17 protein-coding genes are annotated in these 15,194 nt (G+C 66.9%); 9 read left to right on the top strand and 8 right to left on the bottom strand.

Going from position 1 to position 15,194, the window contains the following annotated elements:
* Positions 1-85: 85 nt before the first annotated feature.
* Positions 86-439 (bottom strand): nuclear transport factor 2 family protein, encoded by a 354-nt coding sequence (locus tag GY40_RS02805; protein WP_038358516.1) that lies wholly within the window; start codon positions 437-439, stop codon positions 86-88.
* 135 nt (positions 440-574) lie between these two features.
* On the opposite strand from GY40_RS02805, the gene GY40_RS02800 reads away from it, so the two are divergent.
* The 7 genes from GY40_RS02800 to GY40_RS02770 all read left to right on the top strand — a co-directional run bounded on the left by GY40_RS02800 (position 575) and on the right by GY40_RS02770 (position 6,543).
* A complete protein-coding gene (locus tag GY40_RS02800) occupies positions 575-1,495 on the top strand; it encodes an AAA family ATPase (protein WP_038358514.1) in 921 nt (306 codons plus the stop codon).
* Between the two features lie 50 nt (positions 1,496-1,545).
* The gene (locus GY40_RS02795; RefSeq protein ID WP_038358512.1) at positions 1,546-1,926 is read left to right on the top strand and encodes a nuclear transport factor 2 family protein; all 381 of its coding nucleotides are present in this window, start codon (positions 1,546-1,548) and stop codon (positions 1,924-1,926) included.
* A complete protein-coding gene (locus tag GY40_RS02790) occupies positions 1,923-3,122 on the top strand; it encodes a vWA domain-containing protein (protein ID WP_038358509.1) in 1,200 nt (399 codons plus the stop codon). Before GY40_RS02795 ends, GY40_RS02790 begins: the two co-directional genes overlap by 4 nt.
* A 142-nt stretch (positions 3,123-3,264) precedes the next feature.
* Positions 3,265-3,603, top strand: a complete 339-nt coding sequence (locus GY40_RS02785) for an XdhC family protein (protein WP_038359910.1) — start codon at positions 3,265-3,267, stop codon at positions 3,601-3,603.
* On the top strand, positions 3,603-4,232 hold the full coding sequence (locus GY40_RS02780; RefSeq protein ID WP_038358506.1) for a LysE family translocator: 630 nt from the start codon (positions 3,603-3,605) through the stop codon (positions 4,230-4,232). The genes GY40_RS02785 and GY40_RS02780 overlap by 1 nt, the downstream gene beginning before the upstream one ends.
* Positions 4,233-4,235: 3 nt before the next feature.
* Positions 4,236-4,928 carry an XdhC family protein gene (locus tag GY40_RS02775; RefSeq protein WP_038358503.1) on the top strand — a complete coding sequence of 231 codons (693 nt, stop codon included), beginning with the start codon at positions 4,236-4,238 and terminating at the stop codon, positions 4,926-4,928.
* A 13-nt stretch (positions 4,929-4,941) separates the two neighbouring features.
* On the top strand, positions 4,942-6,543 hold the full coding sequence (locus GY40_RS02770; protein WP_038358502.1) for an NTP transferase domain-containing protein: 1,602 nt from the start codon (positions 4,942-4,944) through the stop codon (positions 6,541-6,543).
* Positions 6,544-6,706: 163 nt separating this feature from the next.
* Here the strand turns inward: GY40_RS02770 and bcsS are convergent, their stop codons facing one another.
* Together bcsS and GY40_RS02760 are read right to left on the bottom strand one after the other, a co-directional pair.
* A complete protein-coding gene (gene bcsS, locus GY40_RS26935) occupies positions 6,707-7,117 on the bottom strand; it encodes a cellulose biosynthesis protein BcsS (RefSeq protein ID WP_248311106.1) in 411 nt (136 codons plus the stop codon).
* 7 nt (positions 7,118-7,124) lie between these two features.
* Complete coding sequence (locus GY40_RS02760; RefSeq protein WP_038358500.1) at positions 7,125-7,394, bottom strand: hypothetical protein; 270 nt, start codon at positions 7,392-7,394, stop codon at positions 7,125-7,127.
* A gap of 198 nt (positions 7,395-7,592) precedes the next feature.
* On the opposite strand from GY40_RS02760, the gene GY40_RS02755 reads away from it, so the two are divergent.
* Both GY40_RS02755 and GY40_RS02750 read left to right on the top strand, forming a co-directional pair.
* Positions 7,593-7,862 (top strand): usg protein, encoded by a 270-nt coding sequence (locus GY40_RS02755; protein ID WP_038358499.1) that lies wholly within the window; start codon positions 7,593-7,595, stop codon positions 7,860-7,862.
* A gap of 79 nt (positions 7,863-7,941) precedes the next feature.
* On the top strand, positions 7,942-8,541 hold the full coding sequence (locus GY40_RS02750; protein ID WP_051987454.1) for an exopolysaccharide biosynthesis protein: 600 nt from the start codon (positions 7,942-7,944) through the stop codon (positions 8,539-8,541).
* Positions 8,542-8,553: 12 nt separating this feature from the next.
* On the opposite strand, the gene GY40_RS26385 is transcribed toward GY40_RS02750, so the two are convergent.
* The 5 genes from GY40_RS26385 to GY40_RS02725 all read right to left on the bottom strand — a co-directional run bounded on the left by GY40_RS26385 (position 8,554) and on the right by GY40_RS02725 (position 15,162).
* Complete coding sequence (locus GY40_RS26385) at positions 8,554-10,713, bottom strand: putative bifunctional diguanylate cyclase/phosphodiesterase (protein ID WP_162720212.1); 2,160 nt, start codon at positions 10,711-10,713, stop codon at positions 8,554-8,556.
* A gap of 168 nt (positions 10,714-10,881) precedes the next feature.
* A complete protein-coding gene (locus tag GY40_RS02740) occupies positions 10,882-11,631 on the bottom strand; it encodes a proteasome-type protease (protein WP_038358498.1) in 750 nt (249 codons plus the stop codon).
* A 101-nt stretch (positions 11,632-11,732) separates the two neighbouring features.
* Complete coding sequence (locus GY40_RS02735; RefSeq protein ID WP_038358497.1) at positions 11,733-12,560, bottom strand: transglutaminase family protein; 828 nt, start codon at positions 12,558-12,560, stop codon at positions 11,733-11,735.
* 171 nt (positions 12,561-12,731) lie between these two features.
* Positions 12,732-13,673 carry an alpha-E domain-containing protein gene (locus tag GY40_RS02730; protein WP_038358495.1) on the bottom strand — a complete coding sequence of 314 codons (942 nt, stop codon included), beginning with the start codon at positions 13,671-13,673 and terminating at the stop codon, positions 12,732-12,734.
* A 73-nt stretch (positions 13,674-13,746) separates the two neighbouring features.
* Positions 13,747-15,162, bottom strand: a complete 1,416-nt coding sequence (locus GY40_RS02725) for a circularly permuted type 2 ATP-grasp protein (RefSeq protein WP_038358494.1) — start codon at positions 15,160-15,162, stop codon at positions 13,747-13,749.
* Positions 15,163-15,194 lie beyond the last annotated feature (32 nt).

Here is a 15,194-nt window from a genome sequence, read left to right as displayed (position 1 = left end):
GCCGGGGAGGGCGCCAATCAGCGCCTTCTCGTCACGAGATTCCCGGGTCTGCGCTTTGCTTCGCCCGGGATTGACGCGAGGCGCGTCAATAAAAGAAGCGTTCCTCGACGATCTTGCCGTCTCCGATCGTGTAGAGGCCGACTTCGTCCATGATCCGCCGTTCGCCGGTTTCCTTGACGGTGACGTCGACATGGAAGCGGACCGCGAACTGGTCGCCGTTGAGATAGGGACCTTCGCTGCTGAAGTCGTGCATCTCGTGATGGGCGGCCCACCATTCGCCCTTCTGCCTGACCGCTTCCTTGCCGCGGCAGACCGCCATCGGCCCCGGCATGTTCTCATAGCTGACGATATCCTCGGCGTTGAAGCGGCTGGCGGCCTCGTCGTGCTTGCCTTCCTTGAGGAGGGCGGTGAAATCCTTGGCGATCTGTTCGGTGCTCATGATCCGTGCTCCGTTGTCTTCGGGTCGGAAGGCCGGCGGCTGGAGGCTACAATTCCTGCCACCCCGCCATGTCAGCAGCATGGCTGTGCGCTGCCACGCCTTCCTTCGCCGGCGCTGCCGCGTTAGAGAACGAGCATGCTGAATTCCTCCCGCATCCCGGCTTCCATCGACGCCACGCTCTCGCTTCTGCAGGGGCAGGGTTATGTCGCCGACCGCGCGCTCGCGACCGTGCTGTTCCTGGCGCTCAGGATGAAGCGGCCGCTGCTGCTGGAGGGCGAGGCCGGCACCGGCAAGACCGAGATCGCCAAGGTGCTGGCGGCGGGGCTCGGGCGCCGGCTGATCCGGCTGCAGTGCTATGAGGGGCTCGACCTCGCCTCCGCCGTCTATGAGTGGAACTATGCCGGGCAGATGATGGCGATCCGGCTGGCGGAGGCGGGTGGTGCTGCCGGAGACCGCGAGCGGCTGGAAGGCGATATCTTCTCCGAGAAATATCTGGTCAAGCGGCCGCTGCTGCAGGCGCTGGAGCCGCAGGAGGGCGGGCCGCCGATCCTGCTGATCGACGAGCTCGACCGCACCGACGAAGCCTTCGAGGCCTTCCTGCTGGAAGTACTGGCCGATGCGCAGGTGACGATCCCCGAGCTCGGCACGGTCAAGGCGGCCGAGCCGCCGATCGTGATCCTGACCTCCAACCGCACGCGCGAGATCCATGATGCGCTGAAGCGGCGCTGCCTCTATCACTGGGTCGGCTATCCCGATGCGGTGCGCGAGCTCGCCATCCTGAAGGCGCGCGTGCCGGAGGCTCCGGGCAAGCTCTCGAAGCAGCTCGTCGGCTTCGTGCAGGCGATCCGGAAGGAAGAGCTGTTCAAGGCTCCGGGCGTCGCCGAGACGCTGGACTGGGCGACGGCGCTGGTCGAGCTCGACGCGGTTGCGCTCGATCCCGCGATCGTCTCCGATACGCTGGGCGCGCTGCTGAAGTATCAGGACGACATCCAGGCGATGCAGGGTTCGAAGGTGAAGGAGCTGCTGGATCAGGCGAAGGCCGAGGCGGGGCGCTGATCCATCGACCGCGGCAGCAGACCGATTGGCGAGGCGCGAGGGAGGCTGTCATGAATGCGGACATCAAGGCCGTCGAAGCCACGGTGCGGACCTATCTCGACGGGCTCTACGAGGGCAACGCCGAGAAGCTCGCCCATGTCTTCCATCCCACCAGCGCGCTGACCACGGCCCGCGAGGACGGTACGATCCAGATTCTGCCGTGCGATCAATGGCTCGAACTGGTGCGCAACCGGCCTTCGCCACAGGCGAGCGGGCTTCAGCGCGACGACCACATCCTGACCATCGATCTCGTTGGGCCGACGCTGGCGCTGGTCAAGGTCAAGTGCCAGATGCCGCCGCGCTACTTCACCGACCTTCTGTCCCTGCTGAAGATCGAGAGCCGCTGGCAGATCGTCCAGAAGGTGTTCATGACGGAGACGGTCGGGGCGTGAGCGGGAAGCTCGCCGAGAACGTCGCCTATTTCGCCCGTGCCTTGCGCGCGGCCGGCTTGCCGGTCGGGCCGGGGGCCGTCACCGAGGCTGTCGAGGCGCTGGCCGAGGGCGCGCTCGGCGGGCGTGAGGAGATGTACTGGGCGCTGCATGCGATCTTCGTGAAGAAGCATGAGGACAGCGCGGTCTACGACCAGGCCTTCCGGCTGTTCTGGCGCCGACGGAACCTGATCGAGAAGATCATGGCGCAGATGTCGCCGATCTCGCCCGGCGCCGAGCGCCAGCCGGAGAAGGCGGAAGCCGGGGCGCTCAGGGTGGCGGAAGCCTTCACCCCGCCGCCACGCGAGGACGAGCCGCCGGCGGAGCTCACCGAGCTCACGGCGCGACTCACCGTCTCCGATCGCGAGATGTTGAAGTCGCGCGACTTCGCCCAGATGAGCGCGGCGGAGATCGCGCGCGCCAAGCAGCTCATTGCCGAGCTCAATCTGCCGGATGACAGCATTGAAACGCGTCGCTTCCGGGCGGCGGCGCGGGGCCTGCGCATCGATCCGCGCCGCACCTTCCGCCGCTCGCTGCGCGGCGGGGGCGGCTCGATCGACCTCGCCTTCCGCGAGCGGGGGCAGGTGCATCCGCCGGTCGTCGCGCTGGTCGATATCTCCGGCTCGATGGCGGAATATTCGCGCATCTTCCTGCATTTCCTGCATGCGCTGACCGAGAAGCGCCGGCGCGTGCATTCCTTCGTCTTCGGCACGCGACTGACCAATGTCACCCGCATGCTGAAGGCGCGCGACCCCGACGAGGCGCTGGCGCTGGCCGGCAAGGCGGCGCCCGACTGGGAGGGCGGCACGCGCATCGCGACGGCGCTGCACACGTTCAACCGCGTCTGGTCGCGTCGGGTTCTGTCGGGCGGGGCGGTGGTGCTGCTCTTCACCGACGGGCTGGAGCGCCATCTCGACGACAGCCTCGCCTTCGAGATGGACCGGCTGCACCGCTCCTGCCGGCAACTGGTCTGGCTCAACCCGCTCTTGCGCTACGATGCCTTCGCGGCGCGCGCCAGCGGTATCAAGGCGATGCTGCCGCATGTCGACTCGTTCCGGCCGATCCACAACCTCGCGGCGATGGCCGATCTCTGCGCCGTGCTGTCGCGGGACGCAGAGCGGGAGAGCGATCCGCGGCTCTGGTTGAAGAAGACGGGTTGAGGCATGATCTTAGCGGAGCTAGCCCGCATGCTGAGGAGCGATCGCAGATCGCGTCTCGAAGGATGCTCCAGCCTGCTCTGGAACATCCTTCGAGATGTCGCTTTCGCGGCTCCTCAGGATGAGGGCTGAGGAGATTGGCATCATGATCAGCACCGAGACCGATATCCTGCGCGCTGCCGAGGAATGGGCGGCGGCCGGCCGTGGAGTCGCCATCGCGACCGTCGTCGAGACCTGGGGCTCGGCGCCGCGCCCGGTGGGCTCGCATCTCGTCATCGACGGGGAGGGGAATTTCCTCGGCTCCGTCTCGGGCGGCTGCGTCGAGGGGGCGGTGGTGGCCGAGGCCGCCGACGTCATCGCCGAGGGCAAGCCGCGGGTCCTGGAATTCGGCGTCGCAGACGAAACGGCCTGGAAGGTCGGGCTCTCCTGCGGCGGGCGCATCAAGGTCTATGTCGAGCCGGTCCGCAGCAAGGATACGCACTGATGGCCTCCTGGGAGACCCTTGTCGCCTTCGCGACGGTGACCATCCTCGTCGCCTATTTTCCGGGGCCGGCGCTGCTCTACACCGCCGCCCAGACGATCAGCCATGGCCGCAGGGCGGGCCTGATGGCGATGCTCGGCATCCATCTCGGCTGCTATGTCCACGTCTTCGCCGCGGCCTTCGGCCTGTCGGCCGTGTTCAAGCATGTGCCGGAACTCTACATGGCGGTGAAGATCGCCGGCGCGATCTATCTGGTCTGGATCGGCATCGGCATGATCCGCTCGCGCTTGGGTGCGCCCGATCAACCCATCGCGCCGCCGAAGACGGTGAAACGGGCGCTATTGGATTCCTTCATCGTCGAGATCCTGAACCCGAAGGTCGCGCTGTTCTTCATCGCGCTGTTGCCGCAGTTCGTCGATCCGGCCGGCTCGCTGCCGGTCTGGGCGCAGTTCCTGATCCTCGGCATGGTGGTCAACTTCGCCTTCTCCTCGGCCGATCTCGTCACCGTCTTCGGCGCCTCTATCGTCGTGGGAGCGATGAAGAAGACCAGGACAGGGTTCGCCTTCGGGCGCTGGATCGGCGGCTCGCTAATGATCGCGCTCGGCCTGAAGCTCGCGACCGACAGGGGCTGAACGGTGGATCTCGCAATCCTCTCCGCGCTCAACGAAGAGCGTGCGGCGCGGCGCGCGGCGGTGCTGGTGACCGAACTCGCGAGCGGCGCGCAGCGGCTGGTGCGGCAGGGCGAGATCGCGGCCGATCCGCTGGCCGAACTCGTCGAGAAGCAGTTGCGCACCGGCAAGAGCGGCATGGTCGAGGCCGAGGGCGCTTCCTATTTCCTGACCGTGCAGGCGCCGCATGCGCGTATCGTGGTGACGGGCGCCGTCCATATCTCGCAGGCGATGGCGCCGATGGCGAAGGAGCTCGATCTCGATCTCGTGATCATCGACCCGCGCACGGCCTTTGCCACGCCGGAGCGCTTTCCGGGCGTGGCGCTGCTGCCGGAATGGCCCGAAGAGGCGCTGCCGCAGGTCGGGCTCGACGGCTACACCGCCTTCGTCGCGCTGACGCATGATCCGAAGATCGACGATCCCGCGCTCACGGCGGCGCTGCGCTCGGACTGCTTCTATATCGGGGCGCTGGGCAGCCGGAAGACGCATGGCAAGCGGCTGGAGCGGCTCGCTGCGGCAGGGTTCGGCGAGGAGGCGACACGGCGCATCCATGCCCCGATCGGGCTCGATATCGGCGCCGTCTCGCCAGCCGAGATCGCGCTCGCTATCCTGGCGGAGATCGTGAGCAGCCTGCGCGGCCCGCGCAGGAAGCCCGCCTGAAAGGGCACGCATCATGAAGTTCGGCCCCATCGCCATCGCCGATTCCGTCGGCTGCATCGCCGCCCATACGATTCGGGCCGGCGCGACGACGGTGAAGAAGGGCGCGCTGGTCACCGCGGAGATCGCAGCCGGGCTCGCCGAAGCCGGTATCGGCGAGATCGTCGCCGTGCGGTTGGAGCCCGGGGATGTCGCGGAGAACGAGGCTGCCTCGCGGCTTGCCGCGCGCCTGACCGGCAAGGGCATCGTCGCGGAAGCCCCCTTCACGGGGCGCGTCAACATGTTCGCGACGACGGCGGGCGTGCTCACGGTCGATGTCGCGGCGATCGACGCCTTCAACACCGTCGACGAGGCGATCACGGTGGCGACGCTGCCGGCACTCAAGGCGGTCGTCGCCGGCGAGCTCATCGCCACCGTCAAGATCATTCCCTATGCCGTCTCGGAAACGCGGGTCGAGCAGGCGCTCAGTGCGCTCGGCCCGGAGCGGGCCATCGCGGTCGCGGCCTATCGCCCCTCGAAGGTCGGCGTGATCTCGACGATCCTGCCGGGGCTCAAGCCCAGCGTCGTCGACAAGACGATGCGCGTCATGATGGACCGGCTGGCGCCGGCGGCCGCGGTCCTTTCGGCCGACAGGCGCGTGCCGCATGAGACGACGCCGCTGGCGGAGAGCATCGGGGCGCTGGCGAAAGGCGACAGCGACATCATCGTCGTCTTCGGCGCCTCGGCGATCACGGACCGGCGCGACGTGATCCCGCAAGCGCTGATCGAGGCGGGCGGACGGGTCGAGCATCTCGGCATGCCGGTCGATCCCGGCAATCTGCTGATGCTCGGCGAGATCGAGGGCAAGCCGGTGATCGGCGCGCCGGGCTGCGCGCGCTCGCCCAAGGAGAACAGCTTCGACTGGGTACTGCAGCGCCATCTGGCGGGCATCCGCGTCGGCCGTGCCGATGTCCAGCGCATGGGCGTGGGCGGGTTGCTGATGGAGATCGTCTCGCGGCCGCAGCCGCGCGCGCCGGGGCAACACGGCCCCGGACATATCGCCGGGATCGTCCTGGCGGCCGGCCGCTCGACCCGGATGGGCGCCGACAACAAGCTCCTGCAGGAGCTGCGCGGCAAGCCGATCGTGCGTTATGCCGTCGAGGCGCAGCTCGAGGCCCGGCTCGATCCGGTGCTGGTCGTCACCGGCCATCAAAAGGAGGCGGTGGAGGCCGCTCTTTCCGACTTGCCGATCCGCTTCGTGCACAATCCCGATTATGCTTCGGGGCTAGCCGGCTCGGTTCGCGCCGGGGTGGCGGCGCTGCCGTCCGAGGCCGAAGCGGCGGTGATCTCGCTCGGCGACATGCCCAATGTGACGTCGCAGGTCATCGAGCGCCTGGCCGAAAGCCATCTCCAGCAGCCGGATTCGCTGGCCGTGGTGCCGACGCTGTTCGGCCATCGCGGCAACCCGGTGCTGCTGGCGCGGCCGATCTTCCCTGCGGTTTCGCTGCTGACCGGGGATCGCGGGGCTCGCCGCCTGCTTGACGAGGCCGGTAGCCGCGTCGTCGAGGTTCCCTTCGAGGACCCGGCCATCGCCATCGACGTCGATACGCCGGAAGCGCTCAGGGCGTTGCAGGGTTGACGGCTCGCCTGTAGCGGCCGTTTGTGCCCTGAGCACCCATCTGAGGAGCCATTCCCAAGGGATTGGCGTCTCGAAGAATGCTTCACGAGGCTCCGGAGCCATCTGGAGCATCCTTCGAGACGCCGCTTCGCGCCTCCTCAGGATGAGGGTTCGCGCATTTTCGTCAGCGCTGCCAGTGCAGGCCGAGCGTCGCGTAAGCCTCCGAGGGCCGGTCGCTGGTGCGCTGCCAGCCGCCGGCGAGGCGCCATTCGAGGCCGAGCAGGCGCAGGCCCGTCAGATGAAGTCCAAGGCGCAGCTTGCGATAGTCCCGTTCGCGATAGGCTTCGACCTCCGGTCCGACATAGAAGCCGAGCGGCATCTGCCAGCCGGGAGCGGCACGCGCCCAGAGGCGCCGGTCCAGCGTCGAGGCATAGGCACTAGCTTGGAACATCATGCCCGGCAGCGGCGTGGACCAGAGATCGGCCTGCAATCGCGCGCCGTAACGTGTCTCGATCAGCGACGGGCCGAGTGGCTCGTCGCGTCTCTCGCTCTGGACGTCGGAGCCGGCATAAAGGGCGACGAACGTGTCGCCGATGCGCCATTCATAGCCGAGCAGCGTCTGGGTCTCGGCCTTGTAGGTGGCGCCGCGTCTGTTCCTGCGATCCGCCAGCCTTCAGGAAGAGGCGGAAGCCGCTCTGGGCCAGGCCGCCGCCGATGGCGCGCTTCATTCCGACCGACAGGAAGGTCTTGGTCGGGCCGGCCTCCATCGAGCCGAAGATCACGGTCGAAAGCCGGGAACGCTCCTCATCCGCTTCATCGTCCTCGGCAAGGGCGGCCGAACAGACGGACAGGGGTAGGGCCGCGACGACCATCGCCAGCCTGGTCCGACCGGTTCTGCGGCTACCCCACGCCACGCACGCCCCCGGCCCGCCGAGCGTCCCCTTTGTGCCGCAGGCGAGCCTAAGAATTGCAGCAGTTTGGGAGGAAGCTTGCAAGCTTTTGTTAACCAACCGGGCGCAGCCTCGACGCATCCGGCTAAGCTTTCAATCCCGTTGGGAGGGGAGGTGCAGATGGTTTCAGAGGACTTCATCAGGCAGCTCGAGGGCTATGGGCTGACGACGGCGACGATCCTGTATCGCATGCCCGATCATCTCAGCGTGCTGCAGACCTTCATCTGGCAGCAATACGACGTCGCTCCGCGCTTTCCCGTGCTGCATGAATTTCTGGATTTCTGGCGGCGCGAGCTCGACGGGCCGGTGCATTCCGTCACCGTCGCGCATTCGCGACTGATCCGGCCGGCGGAGATCCGCAGCGTCAACGGTGTGCTGACACTGCATTGAGCGCCTGCGTCGCGCGTGCTTGTTGCGGGTTGCCCCGCCGTGCTAGGCGGGCTGCTCAATCCGGCACGGCCTGGCTCTCTTGTCATCTCCCTTACGCACATCCGGACTTCTGAAGGCGCTGGCCGGTCTGCCCGGGGAGCGTGTCGAGGTCGGCACCATCATCGCGGCGCTGCAGGATCGCGCCTATGCGCTGCTTGTGGTGCTGCTCGGCCTGCCCAATTGCCTGCCGATGCCGCCGCCGATTCCGCTGGTCTGCGGGCTTGTCCTGGCCTTCGTCGCGCTGCAGATGCTACCGGGCCGGAAGACGCCCTGGCTGCCGCAGGCGCTGCTCAGGCGCAGCATCGGCAAGCCGGACCTCAACCGCGCCATCGAGCGGGCGCTGCCGCCCCTGATCTGGCTCGAGCGTTTCTCGCGGCCGCGGCTGACGATGCTCGGCGGTCCCTATGCGGTGCCGATCCTCGGGCTCGTCATCCTGATCCTGGCGCTGGGGCTGATCGTCGCGGCGCCGTTCATCGGGCAGATCCCCCTCGGGCTCGCCGTCTGCCTGGTCGGGCTCGGGATGGTCGAGCGCGACGGCGTGCTGATCATCGCGGGAGCGGTCATCGGGGCGATCGGGCTCGCGCTCAGTGCCGGTTTCGCCTATGCGATCTTCAGCGGCATCCAGGAGCTGCTGTTCTGATCGGGTGTCCGGTCAGGCAGCGAGCACTTCAGCAAAAGGGTTGTTCACCGCGAGCAGGCGGTCGATCTCCTCGGCGGGAACCGCCCGCGAGAAGAGGAAGCCCTGCAGTTCGTGGCAGCCGATGGCCTGGAGGAAGCGGTGCTGCTCGGCCGTCTCCACGCCCTCGGCGCAGACGCGCAGGCCGAGCGCGCGGCCGAGATGCGCCATCGAATGGACCAGGATCGCGGATTCGCCGGTTTCTTCCATGTATTCGAGGAAGGAGCGGTCGATCTTGATCTTGTCGAAGGCGAAGCGGCGCAGATAGATCAGGCTCGAATAGCCCGTGCCGAAATCGTCGAGAGCAAGTCCGACGCCATGGGCCCTGATGTCCATCATCGCGGTTTCGGCCGCGTCGGCATCCTCGATCAGCACACCTTCGGTCAGTTCCAGCTCGAGCTGGCCGGGATCGAAATCCGTCTCCCCGATGATGCGGATGACGTTGGCGACGAAGTCCTTGTGGCGGAACTGGATCGGCGAGACGTTGACGGCGAGGCGGACGCCCTTCCAGCGCCTGGCTTCCTGGCAGGCGCGCCGCAGCACCCATTCGCTCAGCGGCACGATGAGCCCGCGCTCCTCGGCGATGGCGATGAACTCCGAAGGCGGGATCATGCCATGCTCCGGATGCGGCCAGCGCACGAGCGCCTCGACGCCGATGATGGTGGAGCCGTCGATCGAGACCTGAGGCTGGTAGTGCAGGGTCAGCTTGTCCTGCTCGATGGCGTTGCGCAGGTCGTCCTCGACCATGCGCTTGACCTGGAGCGCGCGGTTCATCTGGGGCTCGAAGAAGGACCAGCGGTTGCGGCCGCTGTTCTTCGCCTCGTAGAGCGCGGTGTCGGCGAGCTTGAGCAGCGTCTCGCGCTTCGCGCCGTCGCGCGGTGCCAGGGCGATGCCGACCGAGCAGCCGATGGTGACCTCGACGCCCATGACGGTGAAGGGGGCGGTGAGGGCGGCCAGGATCCGCTCGCCCAGCGCCGCCGAGCCGGTTGGGGAGGCATGCGCCTGGATGACGCCGAATTCGTCGCCGCCCAGGCGCGCCACCGTATCGCCCGCCCGCACGGTGCCGAGGAGCCGGTTGGCGACCTGGCGGATGAGCTCGTCGCCGGCCGTATGGCCATAAGTGTCGTTGACGGCCTTGAAGCGATCGAGATCGATGAGAAACACCGCAAGCGCCGAGTCGCCGCGGTCGAGCCGGGCGAGTGCCTGGTCGAAGGTCAGGTCGAAGCTGCGCCGGTTGGGCAGCAGCGACAATTCGTCCTGGCCGGCCAGGCGCTGGATCTCCTGCTCGCGTAGCGTGATCTGCACGGCTGCCGCGCGCAGGCGCTGGACTACGAAGACGATGATGCCGGAGAAAAGCACGCCAACCGAGATCAGGGCCCAGAGGAAGCGCTCCAGCATGACGTCGCCGGGGCGGTCCGGTGTCCAGGTCAGCCAGGTGCTGACCGATGCGTCCGGAGAGGGAATGGGCAGGCTCGACAGCGCGTCGGAGGGCTGCCGATCGACGAGGCGCATGCCGGCGACGCGGTAGCCATCCGCCAGCTCGGCCAGCATGGTACCGGACAACCGCCGATAGGCGACGAAGGACAGCCGCCCCAGCGACGGCGAGTGAACCGGCGTCGCGATGCGCGACAAGTCGATCACCATCAGCAGGATCGTGTCGCTGCCGTTGCTGGCGATGGTCGACCAGGCCGAGCCGCGATCGGAGGATAGGCTGCCGGCCACGGGCCGGGAGTTTCCTCCGGGAATGAAGCCGCTGAAATGTCGCAGGCCGTCATAGCCGGCCTGGCCGGCAGGCTCGCCCGCTTCGACGCCGGCGAGGACGGTTCCGGATGCCGATGCGATATAGGCTCCGTCGAAATCGGCGAGCTGGCCGCCCAGGCGGCTGAAGGCGTTCTGCAGTCCGGTGTGGGGCTCCGGTCCGCGCAGCGTCTCCTGGAAGGCGCCTGCGATGGCCAGCCGTTCCAGCCTGAGCTCGCTGGCGCGAATCTGATTGTTGAAGGCGGCTTCGATGCGCTCGCGCTGGCGTTGGGCTTCGAGCCGATTGGCCTCGCGCGTGATCGCGATCACCACGGCCGCACCGACGGCCAGCAGGAGCAGGAACGCGCAGCCCAGCGTCGCGACGGTGCTCGCGAACATGCGCGCGGATGAACCCGCGTTCGTCATCTTCGCGGTGGCAGGTTGCAGCATTGCACGTCCGGCATCGATCCTTCGATGCGAGCTAACCGCGTAAGTATTGACATCCCGTTGCCTTGGCGCCGGGATTTACCGCGAAAATGAGGCCGGCTTCACGAAGGGCCGGAGCCTTTACGGGGAGCTGGGCCCGTAGGGCGGGCGCGGAATCGCCATGTGGGCGGCCCGCAGCGCGGCGGACCAGCGCTCGCGCAGATCGTGGAAATAGGGTTCTCCGGCCTCGATGCGGCGGTTGAGCTCGAGGTCTTCGGCATCGCGGCGCATGACCAGCAGATCGATCGGCAGGCCGACGCCGAGATTGGAGCGCATGGTCGAATCCATCGAGATGAGCCCGACTTTCAGCGCATCGTAGAGATGGGTCTTGTAGGTGACGGCGCGGTCGAGGATCGGCTTGCCGTATTTGTGCTCGCCGATCTGCAGGAAGGGCGCGTCGATGCCGCATTCGATGAAGTTGCCGGCGCCGTAGATCATGAAGAGCCGCATCGGCTGGCCCTTGATCTGTCCGCCGAACAGCATGGACATCTCGAACTTGACGCCGGCCTCGTCGAGCGCCGGCCCGTCGATCTCCCGGACATGGCGGATGCAGCGGCCGACGAGCTGGGCCGCCCGGAACATGGTGGTCGCGTTCCGCAGCGTCTCGATCTCGCCGGTCTCGGGATGGGGCAGTCCCTCGTGCAGGAAGCTGATGACCGATTGCGTGATCGAGAGGTTGCCGGCCGTCGCCAGCCCGAAACTGCGGTCGCCCGGCCAGGAGAAGATGTGGAGCTTGCGGAAGGTCGAGATATCGTCGAGCCCGGCATTGGTGCGGGTGTCGGCGATCATCACCAGCCCGTCCTGCACGAGGATTCCGGCGCAATAGGTCACGGTCGCGGTCCTTCGATCTCTTAAGTCCGTCAATTGCTTGTGGCCTGATTCGACCAAATCGAATCAACGTGGCCGGCTTAAGTTTCGGCCGCCAGCTACGGCTATTGATTGACCTGCCGACTGCCGGCTTCCTGTGCCGTGACGAGAACGTTGAGGTTCTCGCCTCCGCCGCCCTGGCGCGAGCCCCGGACAGGGGCGGCGTCGGCGAAATCCAGCCCTACCGCGACACGCACATGTGTGTCGATGGGGCACAGGCCATTGGCGCTGTCGAAGCCGATCCAGCCATAGCCATCGAGATAGACCTCGGCCCAGGCATGGGCGCCGCTGCCCAGGGGCAGATCGTCCGATCGCGCGACATAGCCGGAGACGTAGCGTGCCGGCTGCCCGAGATGGCGCGCGCAGGCCATGAAGACATGGGCGATATCCTGCGCGATCGCCTCGCCCGCCGCGAAGGCAGCCGGTGCGCCAACGCCGGTGTGTCCGCTGGCGTCGAGGCAGGTCATGCGCTCATGGACCGCGGCCATCAGCGCATGCATCTGCGAGAGCGGCGTGCCGGCGCCGGCGGTGGCTTCGTCGGTGAAGGCGCGCAGCGCATCGTCCTGCGCGGTCAGAAGGGTGTCGCGCCGATAGACGTCGCAAGGGACCCGCTCCAGCCCGCCGCGGATGACACCGGCGAGATCGACGGTTTCGATCAGCCCGTCGACCTTGATCCCGAGTGCGGAGATCGGGCCGTCGGCGTAGAAGGTGTGAACGATATTGCCATGCGCATCCTGCGAGGCCCGCAGGCGCCCGTCGATGCTGGGCTCGATCCGCCACGACATGACGTGCTGGCCGTCATGGTCGCGCGGGGTCAGGCGCAGGATCTGGGCGATATGCCGGGCCGGCTCGGCATATTCGTAGCTGATCGTGTGGGAGATCCTGATCCGCATGGGTCTCGGCCGTTCCGGGCGTTTAGACCCTTTCCGCGTTTCCCTGAAGCGCGGAAAGGGTCTATCTCGTTGTTCTATCGCATTTTCTTCACGCGAACCGGTGACCACTTCGCTCGAAAATGCTCTGGATATCTGTCGTTCTACCTGCCGGTTCGCGGCGAGGCGAGCGGGTCACTGCAGGTATTGCTCGACGATCGTATTACCGAGGCCGTTGTTTTCCGTGATGAAGTCCTCGATGAACTCGTGCAGCCCGTGCTGGAAGATGTTCTCGATGCGCGTGTTGCTGAGGTTCGCCAGAGTCCGGCGCGCCTGGCGCTGGGCCGCGCCTTGCCGGCCATAGGCGTCGCCGAGCGAGTCGAGGAAGCGCGAGATGTTCTCGTAGCAGGCGGCGAGAGAGCGCGGCATGCGCCGGTTCAGGATCAGCAGATCGGCGATGAGCACCGGCTTTACCGCCTCGCGATAGACCCAGTGATAGGCGGTCAGCGCCGAGACCTCGCGCAGCACCGTGGTCCACTGGAAATAGTCGAGCGAGCCGCCGATCTGCTCGTTGGCCGGCAGGAGGACGTGGTACTTCACGTCGAGGATGCGGGCGGTGTTGTCGGCGCGCTCGAGATAGACGCCGAGCCGCGAGAACCAGTAGCCGTCGTCGCGCAGCATGGTGCGGTAGGCCGAGCCGTCGAAGACCAGCGAGACATTCTTCACCCAGTCGAGGAAGCGGGCGAATTCCTCGCGGTCCATGCGCTTCTTCTCGAAGCGTTGCAACTCGAGCCAGGCGCCGTTCAGCGCGTCCCACATCTCCGAGGTCAGCGCCGTGCGCACCGCCCGCGCGTTCGAGCGCGCCAAGGCGAGGCAGTTGCGGATCGAGGAGGGGTTGTCGGGGTTGAAGGTCAGGAAGTCGCAGACATTGCGTTCGTTCGCTTCGCTATAGGCCTGGGCGAAGGTGTCCTCGCAGCCGGCGGTCAGTACCGCGCTCTGCCACTCGGTGCCGGCGCCGCCATAGGTCGAGGGCAGGTTGGTGAGACGGGTCGTCGCATCGAGGATGCGGGCGAGGCATTCGGCTCGCTCGACATAGCGGGAAACCCAGTAGAGGCTGTCTGCGGTGCGCGAGAGCATGGTCAGCGAGGGCCTTTCCGCGGCGAGGCAGGCAGCATCCGGAAGGGGGCGTTGAGGCGATCGGGAGAGCGCGTCATGCGTCGAGCACCCAGGTGTCCTTGGTGCCGCCGCCCTGGCTGGAATTGACGACGAGCGAACCTTCCTTCAGCGCGACGCGGGTCAGCCCGCCCGGCACGCAGGAGATGCCGTTGGCGCCGGAGAGCACATAGGGCCGCAGGTCGACATGGCGCGGCGCCACGCCCGAGGCGACGAAGGTGGGGCAGGTCGAGAGCGCCAGCGTCGGCTGGGCGATGAAGCCTTCCGGGCTCGCCTTCAGCTTGCGGCGGAAGGTCTCGATCTGCGCCTTGTTGGCGTGCGGGCCGACGAGCATGCCGTAGCCACCCGAGCCGTTGACCTCCTTGACGACGAGCTTCTCCAGATTGTCGAGCACATAGGCGTTCGCCTCGGGCTCGCGGCAGCGGAAGGTCGGGACGTTCTTCAGGATCGGCTCCTCGCCGGTGAAGAACTTCACGATTTCAGGCATGTAGCTGTAGACCGCCTTGTCGTCGGCGACACCGGTACCGACGGCGTTGGCCAGGGTGACGTTACCGGCCTTGTAGGCGCCGATGATGCCGGGCACGCCGAGCACCGAATCGCCGCGGAAGACGAGCGGGTCGATGAAGTCGTCGTCGATGCGCCGGTAGATCACGTCGACGCGCTTCGGCCCTTGCGTGGTGCGCATGTAGACCACGTCGTCCTTGACCAGCAGGTCCGAGCCCTCGACCAGCTCGACGCCGAGCTTGTCGGCGAGGAAGGAGTGCTCGTAGAAGGCCGAATTGTACTGGCCGGGCGTCAGCAGGCAGATCGTCGGGTCCGAAGGCGCGCTGCGCGGCGCGACCGAGCGCAGCGTCGCCAGGAGCTGGTCCGGGTAGTTGTCGACGGGGGCGACGCGGTGCATCGCGAAAAGCTCCGGGAAGAGCCTGAGCATCACCTCCCGGTTTTCCATCATGTAGGAGACGCCCGACGGCGTGCGGGCATTGTCCTCGAGCACATAGAATGTGTCTGCATCGACCCGCACCACGTCGATGCCGGCGATGTGGCAATAGACGCCGTGCGGCACCTTGAAGTCGACCATTTCGAGCTGGTAGCAGGCGTTGCGATAGACCAGATCGGGCGGGATGATGCCGGCCTTCAGGCATTCCTTGGGCCCGTAGACATCGGCCAGGAACATGTTGAGCGCGGTGACGCGCTGGCGCAGTCCGGCTTCCAGCTTCGTCCATTCCGGCTTGGTGAGGACGCGCGGGATGATGTCGAAGGGGATCAGGCGCTCGGTCGATTCCTCGTCGCCATAGACCGCGAAGGTGATGCCGATGCGCCGGAAGAAGAGTTCCGCCTGCGAGCGCCTCAGCGCCAGCGTTTCGGCCGGAGCCTCCTTCAGCCAGCGGTCGAGCGCGTCATAGGCTGGCCTCAACTCCTGCCCCGAGCCGGTCATTTCATCGAACGCAACCATGCGGCCGTTTTCCCCATTTTCGTCAGCCTATG

The sequence above is a fragment of the Allobosea sp. UNC402CLCol genome (assembly GCF_000745475.1).
GTDB classification, from domain to species: domain Bacteria; phylum Pseudomonadota; class Alphaproteobacteria; order Rhizobiales; family Beijerinckiaceae; genus Allobosea; species Allobosea spartocytisi.
This window is presented reverse-complemented; position numbering and strand designations above follow the sequence as displayed.

Bases quoted from the DNA above. Each gene is read 5' to 3' on its own strand.
- GY40_RS02770 (WP_038358502.1), top strand. From the start codon at position 4,942: ATGAAGTTCGGCCCCATCGCCATCGCCGATTCCGTCGGCTGCATCGCC.
- GY40_RS02735 (WP_038358497.1), bottom strand. From the start codon at position 12,560: ATGCGGATCAGGATCTCCCACACGATCAGCTACGAATATGCCGAGCCG.
- GY40_RS02800 (WP_038358514.1), top strand. From the start codon at position 575: ATGCTGAATTCCTCCCGCATCCCGGCTTCCATCGACGCCACGCTCTCG.
- GY40_RS02785 (WP_038359910.1), top strand. From the start codon at position 3,265: ATGATCAGCACCGAGACCGATATCCTGCGCGCTGCCGAGGAATGGGCG.
- GY40_RS02755 (WP_038358499.1), top strand. From the start codon at position 7,593: ATGGTTTCAGAGGACTTCATCAGGCAGCTCGAGGGCTATGGGCTGACG.
- GY40_RS02725 (WP_038358494.1), bottom strand. From the start codon at position 15,162: ATGGTTGCGTTCGATGAAATGACCGGCTCGGGGCAGGAGTTGAGGCCA.
- GY40_RS02730 (WP_038358495.1), bottom strand. From the start codon at position 13,673: ATGCTCTCGCGCACCGCAGACAGCCTCTACTGGGTTTCCCGCTATGTC.
- GY40_RS02805 (WP_038358516.1), bottom strand. From the start codon at position 439: ATGAGCACCGAACAGATCGCCAAGGATTTCACCGCCCTCCTCAAGGAA.
- GY40_RS02780 (WP_038358506.1), top strand. From the start codon at position 3,603: ATGGCCTCCTGGGAGACCCTTGTCGCCTTCGCGACGGTGACCATCCTC.
- GY40_RS02760 (WP_038358500.1), bottom strand. From the start codon at position 7,394: ATGGTCGTCGCGGCCCTACCCCTGTCCGTCTGTTCGGCCGCCCTTGCC.
- GY40_RS26385 (WP_162720212.1), bottom strand. From the start codon at position 10,713: ATGTTCGCGAGCACCGTCGCGACGCTGGGCTGCGCGTTCCTGCTCCTG.
- GY40_RS02795 (WP_038358512.1), top strand. From the start codon at position 1,546: ATGAATGCGGACATCAAGGCCGTCGAAGCCACGGTGCGGACCTATCTC.